This window comes from Nocardia sp. NPDC052566 (assembly GCF_044547285.1).
Lineage (GTDB): Bacteria > Actinomycetota > Actinomycetes > Mycobacteriales > Mycobacteriaceae > Nocardia.
In genome coordinates this window covers 135162-151611 of record NZ_JBIUAF010000006.1, presented here as the reverse complement: position 1 = coordinate 151611, position 16450 = coordinate 135162, and the positions used below count along the sequence as shown (strand labels likewise).

Sequence of the window (16450 nt, the reverse complement as noted above, 5' to 3'; positions counted from 1 at the left end):
TCATCGGCGCCCCCGGAGTGACCAGGCACGGATCCCATCGGCCATGGCCAACATGAGCATGATGACCGCACCGGATAGCGCGACCACCGCCGCCACCAGGGACGTATCGCGATCGGCAACCGAACCGGCGAGCAGCGCACCGAGACCCGGGTAGTTGAAGATGGTCTCCACCACCAGGGATCCGCCGAGCAACATGCCTACCGTGGTGGCGAAGCTCGCGACAATGGTCGGCAACGCGAACGGAAGGATATGACGGGTCATCACCGCCGAGCCCGGAATCCCATCCAGCACTGCGCTTTCCACATGCGGCGCCCGTGCGGCATCGACCAGCGCGGCGCGCACCACCCTGGTGTTCCAGCCGATCTGCGGAATCGCCAGCGCGAGCACCGGCAGCACCACCATCTCCGCACTCACCGGAAACCCCGACCGCCCGGTCATCGTGACAGCGGGCAGCCACCCGAGCCCGAGCGCGAACACCATGATCAGCACCGTCGCCACCACGAACTCGGGAACCGCCGCGGCAATGGTCGTGACCGGCTGCAACATTCGCGTCGACACCACCCCGGCACGCCGCACCGCGGCCACCGCCGCACCGCGGCCACCCGCACCTCGCGCAAACGCCACAGTGCCTCGTCGCGCGCTGCCGGATGCGGGCTCTTGCACCGCGCGCCGCAAGCCGGCCACCTCAGTACCGGACGCGGCCGAGCCCCGACCTCGTGCCGCATTCCACCACCCGGCCGCAGCCCTCTCACCGCCGACCACCGCCCGAACCGTTTCCTGAGCCGCACCACCCGCCGCAGCCGAACCGCGCCCCGGCGCCGCACGCCACCATCCGGCCGTGACCTTCTCACTATCGATCGCTACTCGCGGCGCAGCCGACACACCGCCCTCGAGCGCAACACCACCCGTCCCGGTCGATCCGCGACCTAGTGGTGGTGTGGAGCTGGCCCACCAGGCGCCGAGCAGTAGTGATGCGAGCACGGTCAGCGCGAAAGCCGTGCCGCCGAGCAATAGCGTCGGCGGGAACTTGGCGGCGAGTAGGTCGTTGATGGGGCGGCCGCGGGCTGTGGTGCCGAAATCGCCGGTGGCTACGCCGGATATCCAGTCGAGAAAGCGGGTGGGGAGGGGCCGATCGAGGCCCAGTTGGTGTTCCTTCGCCGCGATCTGTTCCGGTGTGGCGTCGCGGCCGAGTACCGCGCGGGCGGTGTTGCCCGGGAGCAGGTCGACCGCGACGAATACGGCCGCGAGTAGCGCGATCAGCAGGCCGATGCGCCGAATCAGTAACCGCGCGAAGGAGATCACTCCGCCAGCCAGGCTCGTTCCAGCTGCACCCTGGCGAAGCCGCCGAGGGTCGGCAGATCGCGCACCTTGGCGGCGGCGATGTCGATGCCGTCGGCCATGCCCCACACCAGGTAGCCGCCCCGCTCGTGCTGGATCCGCTGCACGTCGCGGCAGGCCTGGACGTAGTCGGCATCACTGCCCGCGGCAAGCGCTTTCGCCGTCGCCGCATCGAATTCGGCGTCCTTGAACGCGGTTTCGTTGCGGTTGGAGGCCGAGGTCATCACCTTGGCGGCGAGGAAGAGCACGGAATCGTTGGTGCCCCATGACACGGTGTAGAGCGGCGCCTTCAACCAGGTCTGGTCGTAGAAGGCGTTCGACTCCTGAGTCACCACCTCGAGCCGCACGCCGATGTCGGCCAGCTGGGTGGCGATCACCTTCGCCGATTCCACCTCGCCGGGCACCTCGGCTTTGGTCACCAACTGGTAGGTCCGGCCGGTGTCGAATCCGGCTTCGCGCAGTAGGGATTTCGCGCGATCGAGGTCGCGCCCGCGCTGGGCGATGGCGGTGTCGTAGCGCGGGTCGGCGGTGCCGAGTATGTCGTTGGCGACCGTGCCGTAGCCCGAATGCACCTGGCTCACCAGCGCTTTCCGGTCGACGCCGAGCCGAAGCGCCGCGCGCACCCGCTGATCCGCGAACGGGCCGTCCGAACTGCGCATCGCCACACCGAGCATGGTGTCGTCGGCACGCCGCACGACTCGCAGGTCCCCACGCCCCTCAGCGGTCCGGCCCGCGATGGCGCCGACGTTGGAGGCGAGGTCGATCTGCCCGCCGAGTACCGCGTTGCCGAGCGCGGTGACGCTGTCGAACATGGTCACCTCGATGGCGTCGAGCAGCGGCGCGGGCCCGTGCCAGCGCTCGTTGCGCACCAGCCTGGCATTGCCGCCCTGGTAGGACTCGAGCCGGAAGGGACCGGTGCCGATGGCCTTGGCGAAGTCGGTGGTGTCCTGTTTGACGGTGAACGTCATCAGCCGGATCAGCAGTGGCAGTTGGGTATTCGGCTCCGGCAGCGCGATGATCACCCGGTTCGGGCCGTCGGCGGTGATGTCCTCGACGGCGGCGGGCATTTTCGACGCGCCGCCCACCGTGCGCAGCCTGCGCAGCGACCACACCACATCGGCGGAGGTGACCGGCGTGCCGTCGTGGAAGGTCGCGCCGTCGGCGAGGGTGAAGGTCCAGCGGCGGCGCGCGGCGTCGGGCTCCCAGCGAGATGCCAACCGCGGCATGACATTCGGATCGGCGCCGGGAACCGTGAGCGGGTCGTAGATCAGCGAGGTGATCAGGAAATCGCTGTCGTTGCTCAGATTTCCGTGCGGATCGCGCTCGATCCGCGACGCGCTGCCGAGCGCGCCGACCCGCAGTGTGCCGCCGCGCCGCGCGGGCCCGCCGGGCGATGTGCCGTCCGAACACGCGGCGACCAGCAGGGCCGCGCCGACTCCCAGTCCCGACCACAGGAGTTGTCGCCGGTTCAATCCCATCCCGCTGCCTTCCTCGAATACCTCGCACGATCGCATCCCGTGCCGATCAGAGCTAGGACAGGCTAGCCTAAATATAGCTGGAATAGCGGCGAACATCCCTGCCGTAGCGGCGGATTGACATCAATTCATCGATGCTGCGAAATAGCCACGCCACCTTCGGCCGACCTTTACCCTTCTCATGCGCATCCGCTATTTCTGGCGTGTCGCTTAGGTAAGCCTTGCTTAACGCGACCGGAGGCGCTAACTTCGCAGAGCGAATCGTCACCCCCCGCTTTCGACCCGATGCGAAGAAGGGATTCCTTGGTGAAAAGCGTTCTCTCCGAACGTAAGACGCTTCACCGGCTGGATATCGAACGACGCGAGCTGCCCCCTGCCGCCGGGCGCGCGGTGCGCGAGCTCGCGCGGGAGATGTGTACCACACTCGACTCCCCGGCCGACGGCACGGTGCGCGCACTCGCCGACCCCGCACTGCTCGCGCGCATCGATGCCAGGGTCGCCGACCTGCCCGCCGAGGTCGCCGTCGCCATGCGCCCGCCCGCCACCGCGGCGGGCGCGACCATCGTGCGCGGCCTGCCGCTGACCGACGACGAATTCGGCCCGACCCCGCCGAGCTGGCAAGACGCGGCAAGCTGGAGCCGCGACGCGACGCGACGCTGCCGCTCCTTCGAACTCGATATCGTCATGCTGCTGCTGGCCCGCAGCGCCGGTGAGCCGTTCGGCTGGCACGGGCAGCAGGACGGGCGGCTGGTGAACAACATCGTCCCCGCCGCGGGTCACGAGCACGAACAGTCCGGAGCCAGCAGCAAAACACTGCTGAGCCCGCATACCGAGGACGCGTTCCATCCGCAGCGCGCGCACCTGCTGATGCTGGCCTGCCTGCGCAATCCGGATCGGGTCGGCACCACCGTCTCCTCGGTGCGGCATGTCGAGCTCGACGCCGAGCACCGGCGGCTGCTGAGCACCCCGACCCTGCCGATCCTGCCCGACGTCTCCTACGGCAGCGGCCACGAGCAGTACGCGCCGCCACCGCTACCGACGCTATGGCACGCCGACCAGGCCGAAGGCCTGACGCTGCGCTACGACCCGGCCTACACCCCGCTCGACGACGCGGATCCCGAATTCCGCTGCGCCTACGAACAACTCACCGCCGAACTGGAGCGGGTCAGCATGACCGCCGCGCTGGCGCCCGGTGAGGTATTGCTGGTCGACAACGATGTCGCGGTGCACGGGCGCGTCCCGTTCACGGCTCGGTACGACGGCACCGACCGCTGGCTCAAGCGCGTCAACATCCGGCTGCCGGAACGTCGGCGGCGGGCCGAGGAGACCGAGGAGAATGGTTATGGGCAGCGGATCGTCGCGCCGTTTCGCCGGAACGGCGGCGAACCGGCCCGAATGACCGCACCATCGGCAGAGGCAGCACATCATGATCGAGGACCCGTTGAACACTCGTGATCGCAGCACACCCCTGCGTGTACTCAGCCGCAGTGATCTCGCCACCGTCCCGATCACCCCGGCCGCGGTGGTGCGCGCGGTCGAGGAGGCGTATCTCGCCTTCGCCGCGGGCGATTCGGATAATCCGCGCAAGCTCAGCGTCGCCAACCCGGACGGCTGGTCGGTCGCCTACGCCATGCTCGGCCGGGACGGCCGCCGCCGCGTGGTGGCCATGAAGACCTCCTACAAATTCGATCCCGGCCACGACCGCAGCACCAAGCGCTACTACACCACCATCACGCTCTACGACGACACCACCGGCGCCCCGATCGCGATGATGGACTGCTCCCGGGTCGGCGCGCTGCGCACGCCCGCGGTGTCGGCGCTGCTCGTCCGCGAGACGGTGCGCCAGGACGCGGAGAGCGTGCTGCTGATCGGCACCGGCACCCAGGGCCGTAATGCCCTGCCGCACTTGCTCGCCGCGAACCCGCAGCTGCGCAAGCTGATGATGTACGGCACCCATCCCGATGGCATGGAGGCGGTGCGCGAGAACCTCGCCGTGCACTACCCGCACGCCATTCTGGAGACGGTCGAGGACCCGCGCGCGGCGGCGAGCCAGGCCGACGTGGTGCTGGCGACCGCGGGGCCGGGCACCGAGGTCGCCATCGAATCCGCCGATCTCGCACCGGGTTCGGTGGCCGTGCTCGTCGGCTACGGCCTCGCGCCGTCGGCGCTGATCGACGCCGATCGCGTCGTCGCCACCAGCGCCGAGCAGATGACGCTCACCGGCACCGACATGGCGGGCCCCGACGGCGTGCTGCGCGGCGTCGACGCCGAACTACCGCAGATACTGAACCGGCGCGCCATCGCGCGCCGCTCCGATGACGAGAAGATCTTCGTCTACAACAGTGGTCTGGTGCTCACCGATATCGCGGTGGCACACGCACTCGCCGAACGCGCCATCGCCCAGGGCCGTGGCACGGAGGTGCCCCTGTGGGATTAGAGACCGGCGCGATCGGGCTCGGTGAGGAGGCTGCGACGGTGATCCTGGGTGACTCGTGCGCCAATCGCACGAGTATCACGGCGATCGCGCTGCCGTCGCATGCCGACGAGTGGGAGCGCCGCGTGCTCGGCGATCCGAATCTGCTCGGCGACATCGCTTTCGCGGTGGGCGGCCCCTTCCATCTCATGTATCCGGTGCGGGTCGCCCGCAATATCCGCGGCTTCCAGGCGGTTTTCGAGCACGCCGAGGTCGACGGCGCCATCTACTACGGCAAGAAGGCGAACAAGGCCGCCTGCGTCACGCGCGCGTGCGCGGAGAACGGCGCGGGCGTCGATGTCGCGAGCATCGGTGAGCTGACCGCGGCACTGGCACAGGGCATTCGGGGCGGCGAGCTGATGGTCACCGGCCCCGCCAAATCCGATGACCTGCTCTGGCTCGCCGCCAGGCACGGTGGGTTGATCGCCATGGACAGCCTCGACGAAATCGACCGGCTCGCACGGCTCACCGCACCCGGCAGGCCCGCCCGCGTGCTGCTGCGTGTCCTGCCCGCCGCCTCGGCGAGCCGCTTCGGCATGGGCTCCGACGAGCTCGACCGCGCGGTATCGCTGATCGGGGCGACCGCATCGATCCGACTGGAGGGCTTCAGCTTTCACCTGTCCGGCTATGACGCGGTGGCCCGCTCCGTACTCGCGGACGAGCTGATCGCGCGGTGCCTGGAGGCGCGCGCGTTCGGCCATCCGGCGACCACCATCTCGATCGGCGGCGGTTTCGGCGTCGACTACGTGTCCGCGTCGGCGTGGGCCCAGTTCACCGAGCGGGCCGGCCGCGACTGGTTCCACTCCGGCAAGTCGTTCGACTCGTATTACCCGTATCACTTCCCCACACCGGGCCCGGCCATGCTGAACGCCGTTCTCGCCCATGACAACCTGGCACAGCGATTGCGCGACAACGGCATCCGGCTCGCCATCGAACCGGGCCGCGCCCTGCTGGATCGGGCGGGCAGCACCGTGTTCCGGGTGCAGGGCAGCAAGATTCGCCACGCGCTCGGCCATCCCTATCACCTGCTCACCGTGGACGGCAGCAGCCTGAGCCTGTCCGAGCAGTGGTTCGACAGCGAATACCTGCCCGATCCGGTGCTGTGGCCGCCGCGCCCCGGCGAACCCACCCCCACCGCGGTCGGCGCCACCACCTGCCTGGAATCGGACATGCTCAGCTGGCGGCGCATCCCGCTGCCGAGGGTCGCCGAGGTGGGCGATCTGCTGGTGTACCCGAACACCGCCGGGTACCAGATGGATTCGAACGAATCGGCCTTCCACGAGCTGCCGATTCCGCCGAAGGTCGTGCTGCACGACAGCCACGGCGATCGGCTGCGCTGGACGCTGGACGCCGGATAGCCCGACCCGCCGCTTTCGCGCCCGCGCCGCGCACCAGCACGGCCACGAACACCTTCTGACACGAACGAGGAGACCCCATGCCGCTCGTCACGCGCGTGACGGATCTGATCGGCCGCACCCCGCTCTTCGAACTCGCGACCACCGCCTCGGGCACCAGGCTGCTGCTGAAGCTGGAGCAGTTCAATCCGACCGGCGCCGCCAAGATCAGAATGGCGCGCGCGATGGTGCTCGATGCCGAGCGGCGCGGTTTGCTGCCCGATGGCGGGCATATCATCGAGTCGACATCCGGTAACACCGGGCTCGGCCTCGCGGTAGTAGCTGCCGAACGTGGGTATCGCTTTACCGCAGTGGTCGATCATCACGCATGTAAGGACAAACTGCGCGCGATGCGAGCAATGGGTGCGGAACTGGTGTTCGTCGCCGACGAAGGCGACGACAACCTGGCCACCTCGGCACGGGAGGACCTGGCCGAGTCGATGGCCGCCGGGCTGCCCGACGCGTATTTCACCGAGCAGCACAACAACGACGCCAACGCGGTCGGCTACTACGCCGTCGCCGAGGAGTTGCTGGCCGATGTCGATCGCGTCGACATCCTGCTGTCCGCGGTCGGCACCGGAGGTTCGCTGTTCGGTACCGCGACCCGGCTGCGCGAGCTCGGCTGCCCGGCCTACGTGGTCGGTGTCGAGCCGGTCGGCTCGATCGCGTTCGGCGGACCGGGCGGACCGTACTGGCAATCCGGCACCGGCACACCGCCCGGCGCGACCATCGGCACCGCCGTCGACTACTCGCTGCTCGACGAGGGCGTGAAGGTCTCCGATACCGCGGCCTTCGCCACCGCCCGCGCGCTCGCGAGCAGGCTCGGCCTGCTGATCGGCGGCTCCGCGGGCGGTTCGGTGCACGCGGCGCTGACCCGCATGGAGGAATTCCCGCCCGGCTCGACGGTGGTCACCATCATCGGCGACGGCGGCGAGAAGTACCTCGACACCGTCTTCGACGACGACTGGATGAACGACCGCGACCTGCTCGATCCGGCCGCCGAACGCGAGGTGCTCGAGCTGCTCGACCGCTACGCCCCGGCCGCCCGCCGCGACAGGTCGACCCGAGCGGACCTGGTGGAGGTGCGGTGAACCTGTCGCGGTATCGGGCCGATGGACGGCGGCTGACTGCGCTCGCGACACCGATCGCGCTGACGCAGCTGGCGCAGATCGCGGTGTCCACCACCAATATCGCGCTGATGGGCACGCTCGGCGTGCGGCAGGTGGCCGCGGGCGGCCTGGCGATCGTGCTGTTCAACCAGATTCGCACCATGTGCGTCGGATTGATCACCGGCACCGGCAATCAGATCGCGTCTGCGGTGAGTTCGGCTGGTAAGCGCGGAGATTCGGCCGGTCAGGAGGTCCGCGACATCGTGCGGTCCAGCTTCGTGATCGCGACGCTGGCCGGGCTGCTCGGCGGTGCGCTGCTGATCGGGCTCGGCTGGGCGCTGCGCTGGATGGGCCAGGACGCCGGTGTGCTCGCCGACGCGCGGCCGCTGATGGTCGCGCTCGCGCCGGGTCTGTTGCCCTGCTTATGGTTCCAGGTGCTACGCCAGTACACGGTCGGCATGCAGCGGCCGCAGGCGCTGCTGCTGGTGACGCTCGGCTCGGTCGGGCTGAATCTCGTACTGGCGCTTGCCTTCATCCACGGCTGGGCCGGGCTGCCCGCGCTCGGGCTCACCGGTATCGGCGTCGCCACCTCGCTGGTCTTCCTCATCACCTTCGGCGTCTTCCTGGCGATGGTGCGCCACGACGTGGAACTCGGTGCGACACTGCCGCTTCGGCCGTGGCCGAGCAATCCGGCCACGCTGCGCACCGAACTGAAGCTCGGCGGGCCCATCGCGCTCACCTACGGCTCGGAGGCGGGCATGTTCTCGGTGCTCGCCCTCGTCATGGGCAGTATCGGACCGGCGGCGCTGGCCGCGCACAATGTCGTCTACCAGATCATCTACATCGTCTTCCAGGTCGCGATCGGCCTGTCACACGGCGCATCGATCCTGGTCAGCCATGCCGTCGCCCGCGACGAATTCGACCACGCCCGCGCACTGGCCTGGCTCGCGCTGCGTCATGTCGCCGTGGTCGCGGCGCTCACCGGCATCGTCTACGCGGTGGCGCCGGACTGGGTGCTGCGCCCGTTCCTGAATTCCACCGAGGCCGAAACGATTCCGATCGCGCACACCCTGCTGCTGATCGGCATCGTGCTCCAATTCTTCGATGCCGCACAGAACATCGGCACCGGCCTGCTGCGCGGCCTCAAGGCGACCAATGCCGGCTTCCGGCTCTCGCTGATCGGCTACTGGTGCGTCGGCCTGCCCACCGCGCTGCTGCTCGCCTTCCCGGCCGGCCTCGGCGCGGCCGGTGTCTGGTGGGGCCTCACCGCCGGACTGGCCACCACCGCCGCGCTCATGCTGCGCCGCTACTTCGCCCTGCTGAGCGCGAAGGCGGCCGCGGCGTTCCCGCACCAGGCGATCGAACGGGCGACGGCCGGCCAGTGAAGACACCGACCGGCCGCCATCGGAGAAAAGCTCCGCGTCAGACGTTGACGCCGTAATCCCGTGCGATACCGGCCAATCCGGAGGCGTAGCCCTGACCGATGGCGCGGAATTTCCATTCGTTGCCGTAGCGGTAGAGCTCGCCGAAGATCATGGCGGTCTCGGTGGAGGCGTCCTCGCTGAGGTCGTAGCGGGCGAGTTCGGCGCCGGTGATGGCGTCGACCACCCGAATGTAGGCGTTGCGCACCTGCCCGAAGGATTGGCCGCGCGCGTCGGCCTCGTGAATGGATACCGGGAAGAAGATATTGGTGATCGTCGCGGGCACCGCGGACAGGTCGACGTTGATCACCTCGTCGTCGCCTTCGCCCTCGCCGGTGAGATTGTCACCGGTGTGTTCGATCGAACCGTCGGGCGAGCGCAAATTGTTGTAGAAAACGAAATGCTGATCCGACAACACCTTCAGATTCTGTCCGGTGGCCAGCGCACTCGCGTCGAGGTCGTGATCGGCGCCGGTCGTGGTGCGCACGTCCCAGCCGAGCCCCACCGAAACCTTCGTCAGGTTCGGCGCCTGCTTCGACAGCGATACATTTCCGCCTTTGGCCAAAGTAACGCTCATGATCCCCTTCCCTTCGGCGCCTTCGCGCCGCCTTTCTCCCTGATTATTATCCCGCGCCGGACCGGTTGCACCGGTTCAGTTTTGGTTCTCGGCCCAGGCGCGCAGCGTGGCGACCCTACCCTGTAGCGCATCCAACTCGGAAGAGTCGAGCACGGTCCGTTGAATGCCCTTCGCCACGGCAAACGCCGACTGCCGGTGATCATCGATCACCTCGACGTCGATGCGCACCGCGACGTAGTCGGCGGCTCCCGGCATCTTTTCGGCAACCACCCGCGCCCGCCCGCGCGCGCAGAGCGCCACATCGCCGCCGCCGAGGATCAGCAGCGCGACCTCGGGCTGCTCGCGCAGCCGGGCCAGCGAACCGCGATCGAACTTGAGGCTCAGCAGAATCTGCCTGTCCCCGGCGCGCACGGGCCAGGACACCGGGATGGCGTGCGGCGCGGGATCGGTGGTGACCAGCACCGCGATCGTTTCCTGCGGCCACTCCGGTAATACGTCCAACTCGGGATGATCGGTCGAATGGTCTTGACGTTGCATCGGGCTCGCTCCGGCTGCCATCTTCGTCACCTCATGGATCGTCGCGCGCGACGGGCTGTGCCGCGCTTGTTAGTCAGTCTAAGACGGTGCGCGCCTTGCCCGCTGAGCCTGCGGCGTTTGTCCGGAGTCCTCTCAGCTGCTTATCAGGGCGGGACTTAGCATGCCCTCAGTAATCGGTAGGGCGGCCGCCCACTCGCGCGCCATCTCCTTGGCCCGCACTCCGGTGGACGCGTCGTGCCTGCCGTGCGTCCCGAACTGCGTGGCGCCGAGGCCGGTCAATTTCTCGGCCGCCAGCTCACCACCGCGGTTGAAGGTGTCGCCGTAGACGCTGTCGCCCAGCCCGAAGACGGCGAAACACAGCCCGGTGAGGTCGGGGCGCCTGGTGTCGAGCGCGTCGAAGAACGGCTCGGCGCCGGTGGGCAGGTCACCGTCGCCGTAGGTGGAGCAGACGATGAGGTGGACATCGCGCACGTCGAGGTCATCGGGATCGAAGTCGGTCATGTCGTAGACCGAGACGTCGTGAGCAGCCAGTTCGTCCGCGATGCTGTCCGCGGCGGACTCGGCGGTGCCCATTTCGGATCCGAACAGAATGACGACGCGCACGCTCGATTCCTCTCGTTGAGATATAGTAAGCCTATCCTAACTAGATCGAAGGGCGGCGCAAGGGCGTGATTGGGGCGGTGTGTCCCAATTGACGCCACGACGCGCGCGTTGCATCATTCCTAGCAGCGCCCTTAGTTCAGGGCTTCGCCAAATTTCGCCGGCCGATGATTGTCCGGCCCCGCGTGCTGTTCCTTCGTTCCACGCTCGGCCGATCCGCCGCGCGTGCGAACGATCCTCAGCACACCCATGACGCTCTGCGTCCAGCTGTGAGTGAGGTGAAACGAATGGTTATCCGATCGTCTGAGAATCGGCGGATCAATTCGTCCCTACACCACGGCACCGTCCCCCACTTCTGACTTCGACCGCACCGGGACAGCGCCCCCATCGGCAACGCGAAATGCGTTGCCGGGGACCGCATTCCCGGCGCGGTGCCTCGGGTGTGGGCGGATATCACAGCGGTGACGGAATGGATGTGGAGAAAGCGATGGCCGACATGGGGGCTTGGGTTTCCGGAATGATCGACACGGTGGTCCGCCCCACGGCGGGCAATCTGGTGGTGTCGGAGGCGATGATCGAAGACCTCGGCTACTTACGAGGCGAGCTCGCGGCGGCGGAGGTGCCGTTCCTGCTGGTCCGCGACTGCGGGCACCGGCTGGCGCTCGCCACCGACGCGACCAACAGGGCGATGGTGCGCCGCGTCATCGCGGCCGCGACCGCGGCGGGCTTCGCCTGCGCGGAGTTACAGCCCAACGTGTTCCGGCTCGGGCGCGATCACGACCGGGCCCATCACGTCGACCTCGAACTGTGGGATCACCACGGCGACACCGTCGAATGCCCGCGCCCGAATGCGCTGACCCGCACCGTCTTCGACCTCGCCGACGTGGACGTGACCCAGGTGCTGCTTTTCGACCGCACCTGGCCGACGCTCACCGATATGTTCACCGCGCAGCCCACCGATGTCGGCTTCGACATCGACCTGGTGTTCTCCTGGGTCGACGGCTCCGATCCGGAATTCCGGGCCCGCCGCGCGGGCATGCTCGCCCAGGTGGTGGTCGGCGAGGGCGACGACGCGGACGCCAGGATCCGCCAGATCGACGAGCTGAAGTTCGCACTGCGCTCGGTACACAAGAACGCACCGTGGATCCGGCGCATCTTCATCGCCACCGATTCCCCGGTGCCACACTGGCTTTCCGACCATCCACGGGTGACCGTGGTGCGCGCGGTCGACCACTTCCGCGACCCGAGCGGGCTGCCGACCTTCAATTCCCATGCGGTGGAAAGCCAGTTGCAGCACATCGATGGGCTCAGCGAGCACTTCCTGTACTCCAACGACGACATGTTCTTCGCCAGGCCGGTGCGGCCGTCGATGTTCTTCACCCCGGCCGGGATCAGCCGCTTCATCGAGGCGGGCACCAGGATCGGCCCCGGGCGAAACAACGAGCGGCGCAGCGGTTTCGAGAATGCCGCGCGGATGAACAGGCAGCTGCTCGCCGAGCGGTTCGGCCACGTGATAACCCGGCACCTCGAACACACGCCGGTTCCGTTGCGGCGCAGCGTACTACTGGAAATGGAGGAGCAGTTCGCGGCCGATTTCGCGCGCACCGGCGCGAGCCGATTCCGTGCGGCCACCGATATCTCGGTCACCAACTCGCTCTACCACTACTACGCACTGCTCAGCGGGCGCGCGGTGCCGCAGGAGGCGGCGCGGATGCGCTACGTCGACACCACGAGCCACACCGGGCTCGCGCTGCTGACCGGGCTCGCCGAACACCGCGACGTCGACTTCTTCTGCCTCAACGACGGCAGCTTCCCCGAGGTCGCCGAAGCCGAACGGGTGCAGGCGGTCTCGGACTTCCTGTCCGGCTACTTCCCGGATCCCGGTCCGTGGGAAGCGATGTCGGCGGAGCAGGTCAGCGCACCGTCTCGTCATCCGATTCCGGAGTCGGCTCCTGGCGCCGCATGACATGCGGGATGCGGGCCGCGGGCGGGATGACGATGCCCGCCTCGGCCAGTGTGCGGGCGGCCTGCTCGGCGGTCGACGGCTCGCCGACCGTCGGCCCCCGATCGATCGGCACCACCGAGTGCACCACGGTGTCCGGATAGACGTGCACGTAGTTGAACGCCTGCGCGCCGTCGCGCCCGCGCAACCCGCCCTGCTCCACCGCGAGGTCCTGGCTGTAGCAGGTCGCCGAGGCCACCGAGACCGGAATGCCCGCGAAGGTCGCGAAGGTGGAGAAGTGCAGATGCCCGGCCAGGATCGCACGCACATCGCTGCCGTCGAGCACGTCCGCCAGCCTGCGCTGGTCGCGTAGCTCGACGGTAACCGCGAGGTCGAGCACGCACGGCACCGGCGGGTGGTGCATGGCCAGGATGGTGCCGAACGGGGCGGGCTCGGCGAGCACCTCGCTCAGCCAGGCGAGCTGTTCGTCGGTGATCTCGCCGTAGTGATGGCCCGGCACCGAGGTGTCCAGCGCGATGATGCGCAGCCCGTCGATGACGTGCACCTCGTCCAACGGGGCGGCCGTGGAGCGCCGCCCGAGCAGCCGCCTGCGTAGCGCGCCGCGGTCGTCGTGGTTGCCCTGCACCCACACGATCGGCGCGTCCAGACGTTCCGCCACCGGCGTCACCAGGGCACGTAGCTTGTCGTAGGCCTGTGGCTCACCCCGGTCGGTGAGGTCGCCGGTGAATACGATGGCGGTCGGCTTGATCCGGCTCGCCACCGCTTGGTCGAGCAGTTGGCGCAGCCTGCGGTCCGCGTCGACCGCTCCGTACAGCGCACCGTCACCGGCGATCAAATGGGTGTCGCTGAAGTGGAAAAGTACATGATCCGGTCGCGGGTGCTCCGCGACTCTGGAGATGTGCACCGGACCGAACGTCCCTCCCGGCGGTTTGCCCGCCATTGGCTTCGGGTTCCAACGCCAGGATAGCGAAGGCCTACTGACGGGATTCCCGACGTATGGTGACGACATGCTTTCGGGTAGGTGAGGGTTCGGTGTCGTGATCTTGCCGCAACGTCAACCTGACCTGCGAAAACTTCTGTCGGCCAGCGATATTCGGCTACGATCCGATCCGTTGGATCGTTAGTACCGGTAATTTCCGGTATGCAGAGAGGGACTCCCCTATGGGTGCACGCCTGATGGCCGCCATCTGCTCAGCCGCCGTTCTCGGCGGCGCGGTGGCGGGCTGCTCGACCACCGGTCAACCGGCCGCCACGACCGCGCCCGGCGCGACGAGCGCGGCGAACGCGGGCGGCCAGACCAGCGCGGGACAGCCGACCAAGCAGGCCCCGGACACCGCCGACACCGACACCACCGCGGCGCCGACCAAGGCCGCGCAATCCACCCGGTGCCACAGCAGCGAACTCGAGGCCAGCACCGTGACGGGTGCGCAGAACAACTCGGGCCGGATCGGCACCTACGTGGTGCTGACCAACAAGTCGCAGCGCACCTGCACCATCTACGGCTATCCGGGCATCGCCTTCCTCAACGGCGACAAGACCTTCGCGACGGCCAAGCGCTACGGCGACTCGATCGCCGAGCAGAAGCTGTCCCCCGGCGGCAAGGCGGCCGCCTACCTCACCTTCCAGTCGGGCAAGGGCGCCGACTGCGGTACGGTCACCCGGATCCAGGTCATCCCGCCGGATGAGACCGAACCGCTGCGCACCAAGCTGATCGACCTGTATTCCGGTCCGAGCGAACAGTTCTCGGTGTGCTCCGGCCAGACGATCAGCATCGCCCCGTTCGGCGGCGTCGACCAGCTCCCGCACAAATAGGCGAGACCGCGCTCACCGCACGCCGAGCGCGTCGGCCGTACGCAGTGCGTCGAGCACCATGGCGGCGTCGACGGCGAACGGCTCGTTGTGGATGGTCTCGCCCGGCGCGGTGGCGCGAGTCGCGATGGCGGACAGGGTTTCCCGGTCCGCGTCGGCGAGGCCGAGTTCGGCAAGGGTGGTCGGCAGCCCGACCTCCCAGCAGAAGTCGATGACCGTCTCGATCTCGCCGGTCGGGGCACCCTCGAGCACCAGCTGGGTGAGCACGCCGAAGGCGACCTTCTCGCCGTGCAGGAAGGCGTGGGTCGGCGCGGCCGCGGTCAGCCCGTTGTGCACGGCGTGCGCCGCGGCGAGACCGGAGGATTCGAACCCGAGGCCGGACAGCAGCGTATTGGCCTCCACGATGCGCTCCAAAGCCGGTGTGATCGTGTGGTTTTCGACTGCGGCGAGCGCCTGGGCGCCATCGGCGAGCAGAGTGTTGTAGCAGAGTTCGGCCAGCGCGGTGGCGCTGCGGGTTGACGCGCCGCCGCGCATGTTGCGTACGTGGGCCGCGGTGCAGGTGCGCGCCTCGAACCAGGTGGCGAGCGCATCACCCATGCCTGCGACGAGCAGCCTGGCCGGCGCCTGCACCACCGCCGAGGTGTCGACCAGGACCAGGGCCGGATTGCGGCGCACCAGCTTGTAGGACTCGACCTCGCCCGCCTCGGTGTAGATCACCGACAGCGCACTGCACGGCGCATCGCTGGACGCCGTGGTCGGACAGCTGACCATCGGCACGTCGAGATCCTCGGCGACCGCACGCGCCGCATCGAGCACCTTGCCGCCGCCCGCGCCCAAAATGGCCGCACTACCGGCATTCTGGGCCGCCTCGGTGATCGTGGCGATCTCCGCGCGGGTACATTCCCCGCCCGAGCGGTGCACCGCGTACTCGATCTTCGCCTCGCTCAACGACCGCTCCCACGCGTCGGCGAGCAACCGGTGCGCGCTCGCTCCGGCCACGATCATGATCGGCCCGCCGATCCCGAGTCGCGTCAACTCCGCCCCCAGCGCGGCCGTCGCATCGCGCCCCTGCACATAATGCCCCGGCGAAGAGAACACACTCAGCATCCGACACCTCCAGATCACGGACACGGGTTGCGCCGCATCGCGTGCACACCACGGTGTCCCGAGCCGACTTCGACGCCGCCAACGCTACCCGCCGCCCGCCCGTCATACCGGAGCTCGATGAATACCGCTGCCGGACCGGCAAGTTCAGCGTGGGCGAGTCCGATCGGGCCCGGCGTCCGCCGCGGTGGATCGTTCGCCTGCCGTTGATCGTTCGTCATAGCGGGCGCGCGCCACGGCCACGTCGTCTCGATGTTCGTGCATCCACACGACGACCGGGTAAATGACCGCGACCAGCGTATTGCCGAGGTCGGTGAGCGCGTACTCGACCTGGGGCGGCACCGTGGGGTACACCGTGCGATCGACAACCCCCTCGCGCTCGAGTGTGCGCAAGGTGACGCTGAGCATGCGATGACTGATGCCGTCGACGGCTCGGCGCAGCTCGCCGAAGCGGTGCGGCCGATCGTGCAGCTGAGCGACGACCAGCGCGGGCCATCGACCGGCCAGCGTCGACAGCAAGTCCCTCGCTACCAGCGGAGTCAGCGTGGAGTCGTCGTCCGAGCCGGTCACTGGCGGTTACCTCCGGATGCGTACCGCACTAAGTTCTGCGTTCTTGTGGCGCGCTACCTGCATTGCAATGCTCAGGTTAC

At 68.4% G+C, this 16450-nt stretch carries 15 protein-coding genes; 7 read left to right on the top strand and 8 right to left on the bottom strand.

Annotation, left to right across the window (positions count from 1 at the left end):
- Positions 1 to 1302 (bottom strand): ABC transporter permease, encoded by a 1302-nt coding sequence (locus tag ACIG5A_RS30415; RefSeq protein WP_397246256.1) that lies wholly within the window; start codon positions 1300 to 1302, stop codon positions 1 to 3.
- A complete protein-coding gene (locus ACIG5A_RS30410; RefSeq protein ID WP_397246254.1) occupies positions 1299 to 2816 on the bottom strand; it encodes an ABC transporter substrate-binding protein in 1518 nt (505 codons plus the stop codon). Before ACIG5A_RS30410 ends, ACIG5A_RS30415 begins: the two co-directional genes overlap by 4 nt.
- A gap of 303 nt (positions 2817 to 3119) precedes the next feature.
- Between ACIG5A_RS30410 and ACIG5A_RS30405 the strand changes: the two genes are divergently transcribed.
- From ACIG5A_RS30405 to ACIG5A_RS30385, 5 genes are all read left to right on the top strand, one after another.
- Positions 3120 to 4268: a TauD/TfdA family dioxygenase gene (locus ACIG5A_RS30405; protein ID WP_397246251.1), complete on the top strand. Its 1149-nt coding sequence runs from the start codon at positions 3120 to 3122 to the stop codon at positions 4266 to 4268.
- Positions 4240 to 5250, top strand: a complete 1011-nt coding sequence (locus ACIG5A_RS30400; protein ID WP_397246249.1) for an ornithine cyclodeaminase family protein — start codon at positions 4240 to 4242, stop codon at positions 5248 to 5250. Before ACIG5A_RS30405 ends, ACIG5A_RS30400 begins: the two co-directional genes overlap by 29 nt.
- Positions 5241 to 6644, top strand: a complete 1404-nt coding sequence (locus ACIG5A_RS30395) for an alanine racemase (RefSeq protein WP_397246246.1) — start codon at positions 5241 to 5243, stop codon at positions 6642 to 6644. Before ACIG5A_RS30400 ends, ACIG5A_RS30395 begins: the two co-directional genes overlap by 10 nt.
- Before the next feature lie 77 nt (positions 6645 to 6721).
- Entirely contained in the window at positions 6722 to 7771 is a 1050-nt protein-coding gene (locus tag ACIG5A_RS30390; protein WP_397246244.1) for a PLP-dependent cysteine synthase family protein, read from the top strand.
- Positions 7768 to 9174, top strand: coding sequence for an MATE family efflux transporter (locus tag ACIG5A_RS30385; RefSeq protein ID WP_397246241.1), 1407 nt, complete (start codon positions 7768 to 7770; stop codon positions 9172 to 9174). Before ACIG5A_RS30390 ends, ACIG5A_RS30385 begins: the two co-directional genes overlap by 4 nt.
- A gap of 37 nt (positions 9175 to 9211) precedes the next feature.
- On the opposite strand, the gene ACIG5A_RS30380 is transcribed toward ACIG5A_RS30385, so the two are convergent.
- From ACIG5A_RS30380 to ACIG5A_RS30370, 3 genes are all read right to left on the bottom strand, one after another.
- Entirely contained in the window at positions 9212 to 9787 is a 576-nt protein-coding gene (locus ACIG5A_RS30380; RefSeq protein ID WP_397246240.1) for a TerD family protein, read from the bottom strand.
- 75 nt (positions 9788 to 9862) lie between these two features.
- Positions 9863 to 10345, bottom strand: a complete 483-nt coding sequence (locus ACIG5A_RS30375; RefSeq protein WP_397246237.1) for a hypothetical protein — start codon at positions 10343 to 10345, stop codon at positions 9863 to 9865.
- Between the two features lie 111 nt (positions 10346 to 10456).
- Entirely contained in the window at positions 10457 to 10927 is a 471-nt protein-coding gene (locus ACIG5A_RS30370; protein WP_397246235.1) for a flavodoxin domain-containing protein, read from the bottom strand.
- Positions 10928 to 11420: 493 nt separating this feature from the next.
- On the opposite strand from ACIG5A_RS30370, the gene ACIG5A_RS30365 reads away from it, so the two are divergent.
- Entirely contained in the window at positions 11421 to 12890 is a 1470-nt protein-coding gene (locus tag ACIG5A_RS30365; RefSeq protein WP_397247949.1) for a stealth family protein, read from the top strand.
- Here ACIG5A_RS30365 and ACIG5A_RS30360 read toward each other — a convergent pair.
- Positions 12838 to 13791 (bottom strand): phosphodiesterase, encoded by a 954-nt coding sequence (locus ACIG5A_RS30360; RefSeq protein ID WP_397246232.1) that lies wholly within the window; start codon positions 13789 to 13791, stop codon positions 12838 to 12840. The two genes, ACIG5A_RS30365 and ACIG5A_RS30360, sit on opposite strands and share 53 nt — an antisense overlap.
- A 257-nt stretch (positions 13792 to 14048) precedes the next feature.
- Between ACIG5A_RS30360 and ACIG5A_RS30355 the strand changes: the two genes are divergently transcribed.
- On the top strand, positions 14049 to 14699 hold the full coding sequence (locus tag ACIG5A_RS30355) for a DUF4232 domain-containing protein (RefSeq protein WP_397246230.1): 651 nt from the start codon (positions 14049 to 14051) through the stop codon (positions 14697 to 14699).
- A gap of 12 nt (positions 14700 to 14711) precedes the next feature.
- Here ACIG5A_RS30355 and ACIG5A_RS30350 read toward each other — a convergent pair whose 3' ends face one another.
- Positions 14712 to 15803 carry a glycerol dehydrogenase gene (locus tag ACIG5A_RS30350; RefSeq protein ID WP_397246228.1) on the bottom strand — a complete coding sequence of 364 codons (1092 nt, stop codon included), beginning with the start codon at positions 15801 to 15803 and terminating at the stop codon, positions 14712 to 14714.
- A 144-nt stretch (positions 15804 to 15947) separates the two neighbouring features.
- A complete protein-coding gene (locus tag ACIG5A_RS30345) occupies positions 15948 to 16370 on the bottom strand; it encodes a winged helix-turn-helix transcriptional regulator (protein ID WP_397246226.1) in 423 nt (140 codons plus the stop codon).
- Positions 16371 to 16450 lie beyond the last annotated feature (80 nt).

What these genes read in the sequence shown, in the direction of transcription:
- ACIG5A_RS30410 (WP_397246254.1), bottom strand. Translation starts at nt 2,816, where the DNA reads ATGGGATTGAACCGGCGACAACTCCTGTGGTCGGGACTGGGAGTCGGC.
- ACIG5A_RS30400 (WP_397246249.1), top strand. Translation starts at nt 4,240, where the DNA reads ATGATCGAGGACCCGTTGAACACTCGTGATCGCAGCACACCCCTGCGT.
- ACIG5A_RS30390 (WP_397246244.1), top strand. Translation starts at nt 6,722, where the DNA reads ATGCCGCTCGTCACGCGCGTGACGGATCTGATCGGCCGCACCCCGCTC.
- ACIG5A_RS30380 (WP_397246240.1), bottom strand. Translation starts at nt 9,787, where the DNA reads ATGAGCGTTACTTTGGCCAAAGGCGGAAATGTATCGCTGTCGAAGCAG.
- ACIG5A_RS30375 (WP_397246237.1), bottom strand. Translation starts at nt 10,345, where the DNA reads ATGGCAGCCGGAGCGAGCCCGATGCAACGTCAAGACCATTCGACCGAT.
- ACIG5A_RS30365 (WP_397247949.1), top strand. Translation starts at nt 11,421, where the DNA reads ATGGGGGCTTGGGTTTCCGGAATGATCGACACGGTGGTCCGCCCCACG.
- ACIG5A_RS30355 (WP_397246230.1), top strand. Translation starts at nt 14,049, where the DNA reads ATGGGTGCACGCCTGATGGCCGCCATCTGCTCAGCCGCCGTTCTCGGC.
- ACIG5A_RS30350 (WP_397246228.1), bottom strand. Translation starts at nt 15,803, where the DNA reads ATGCTGAGTGTGTTCTCTTCGCCGGGGCATTATGTGCAGGGGCGCGAT.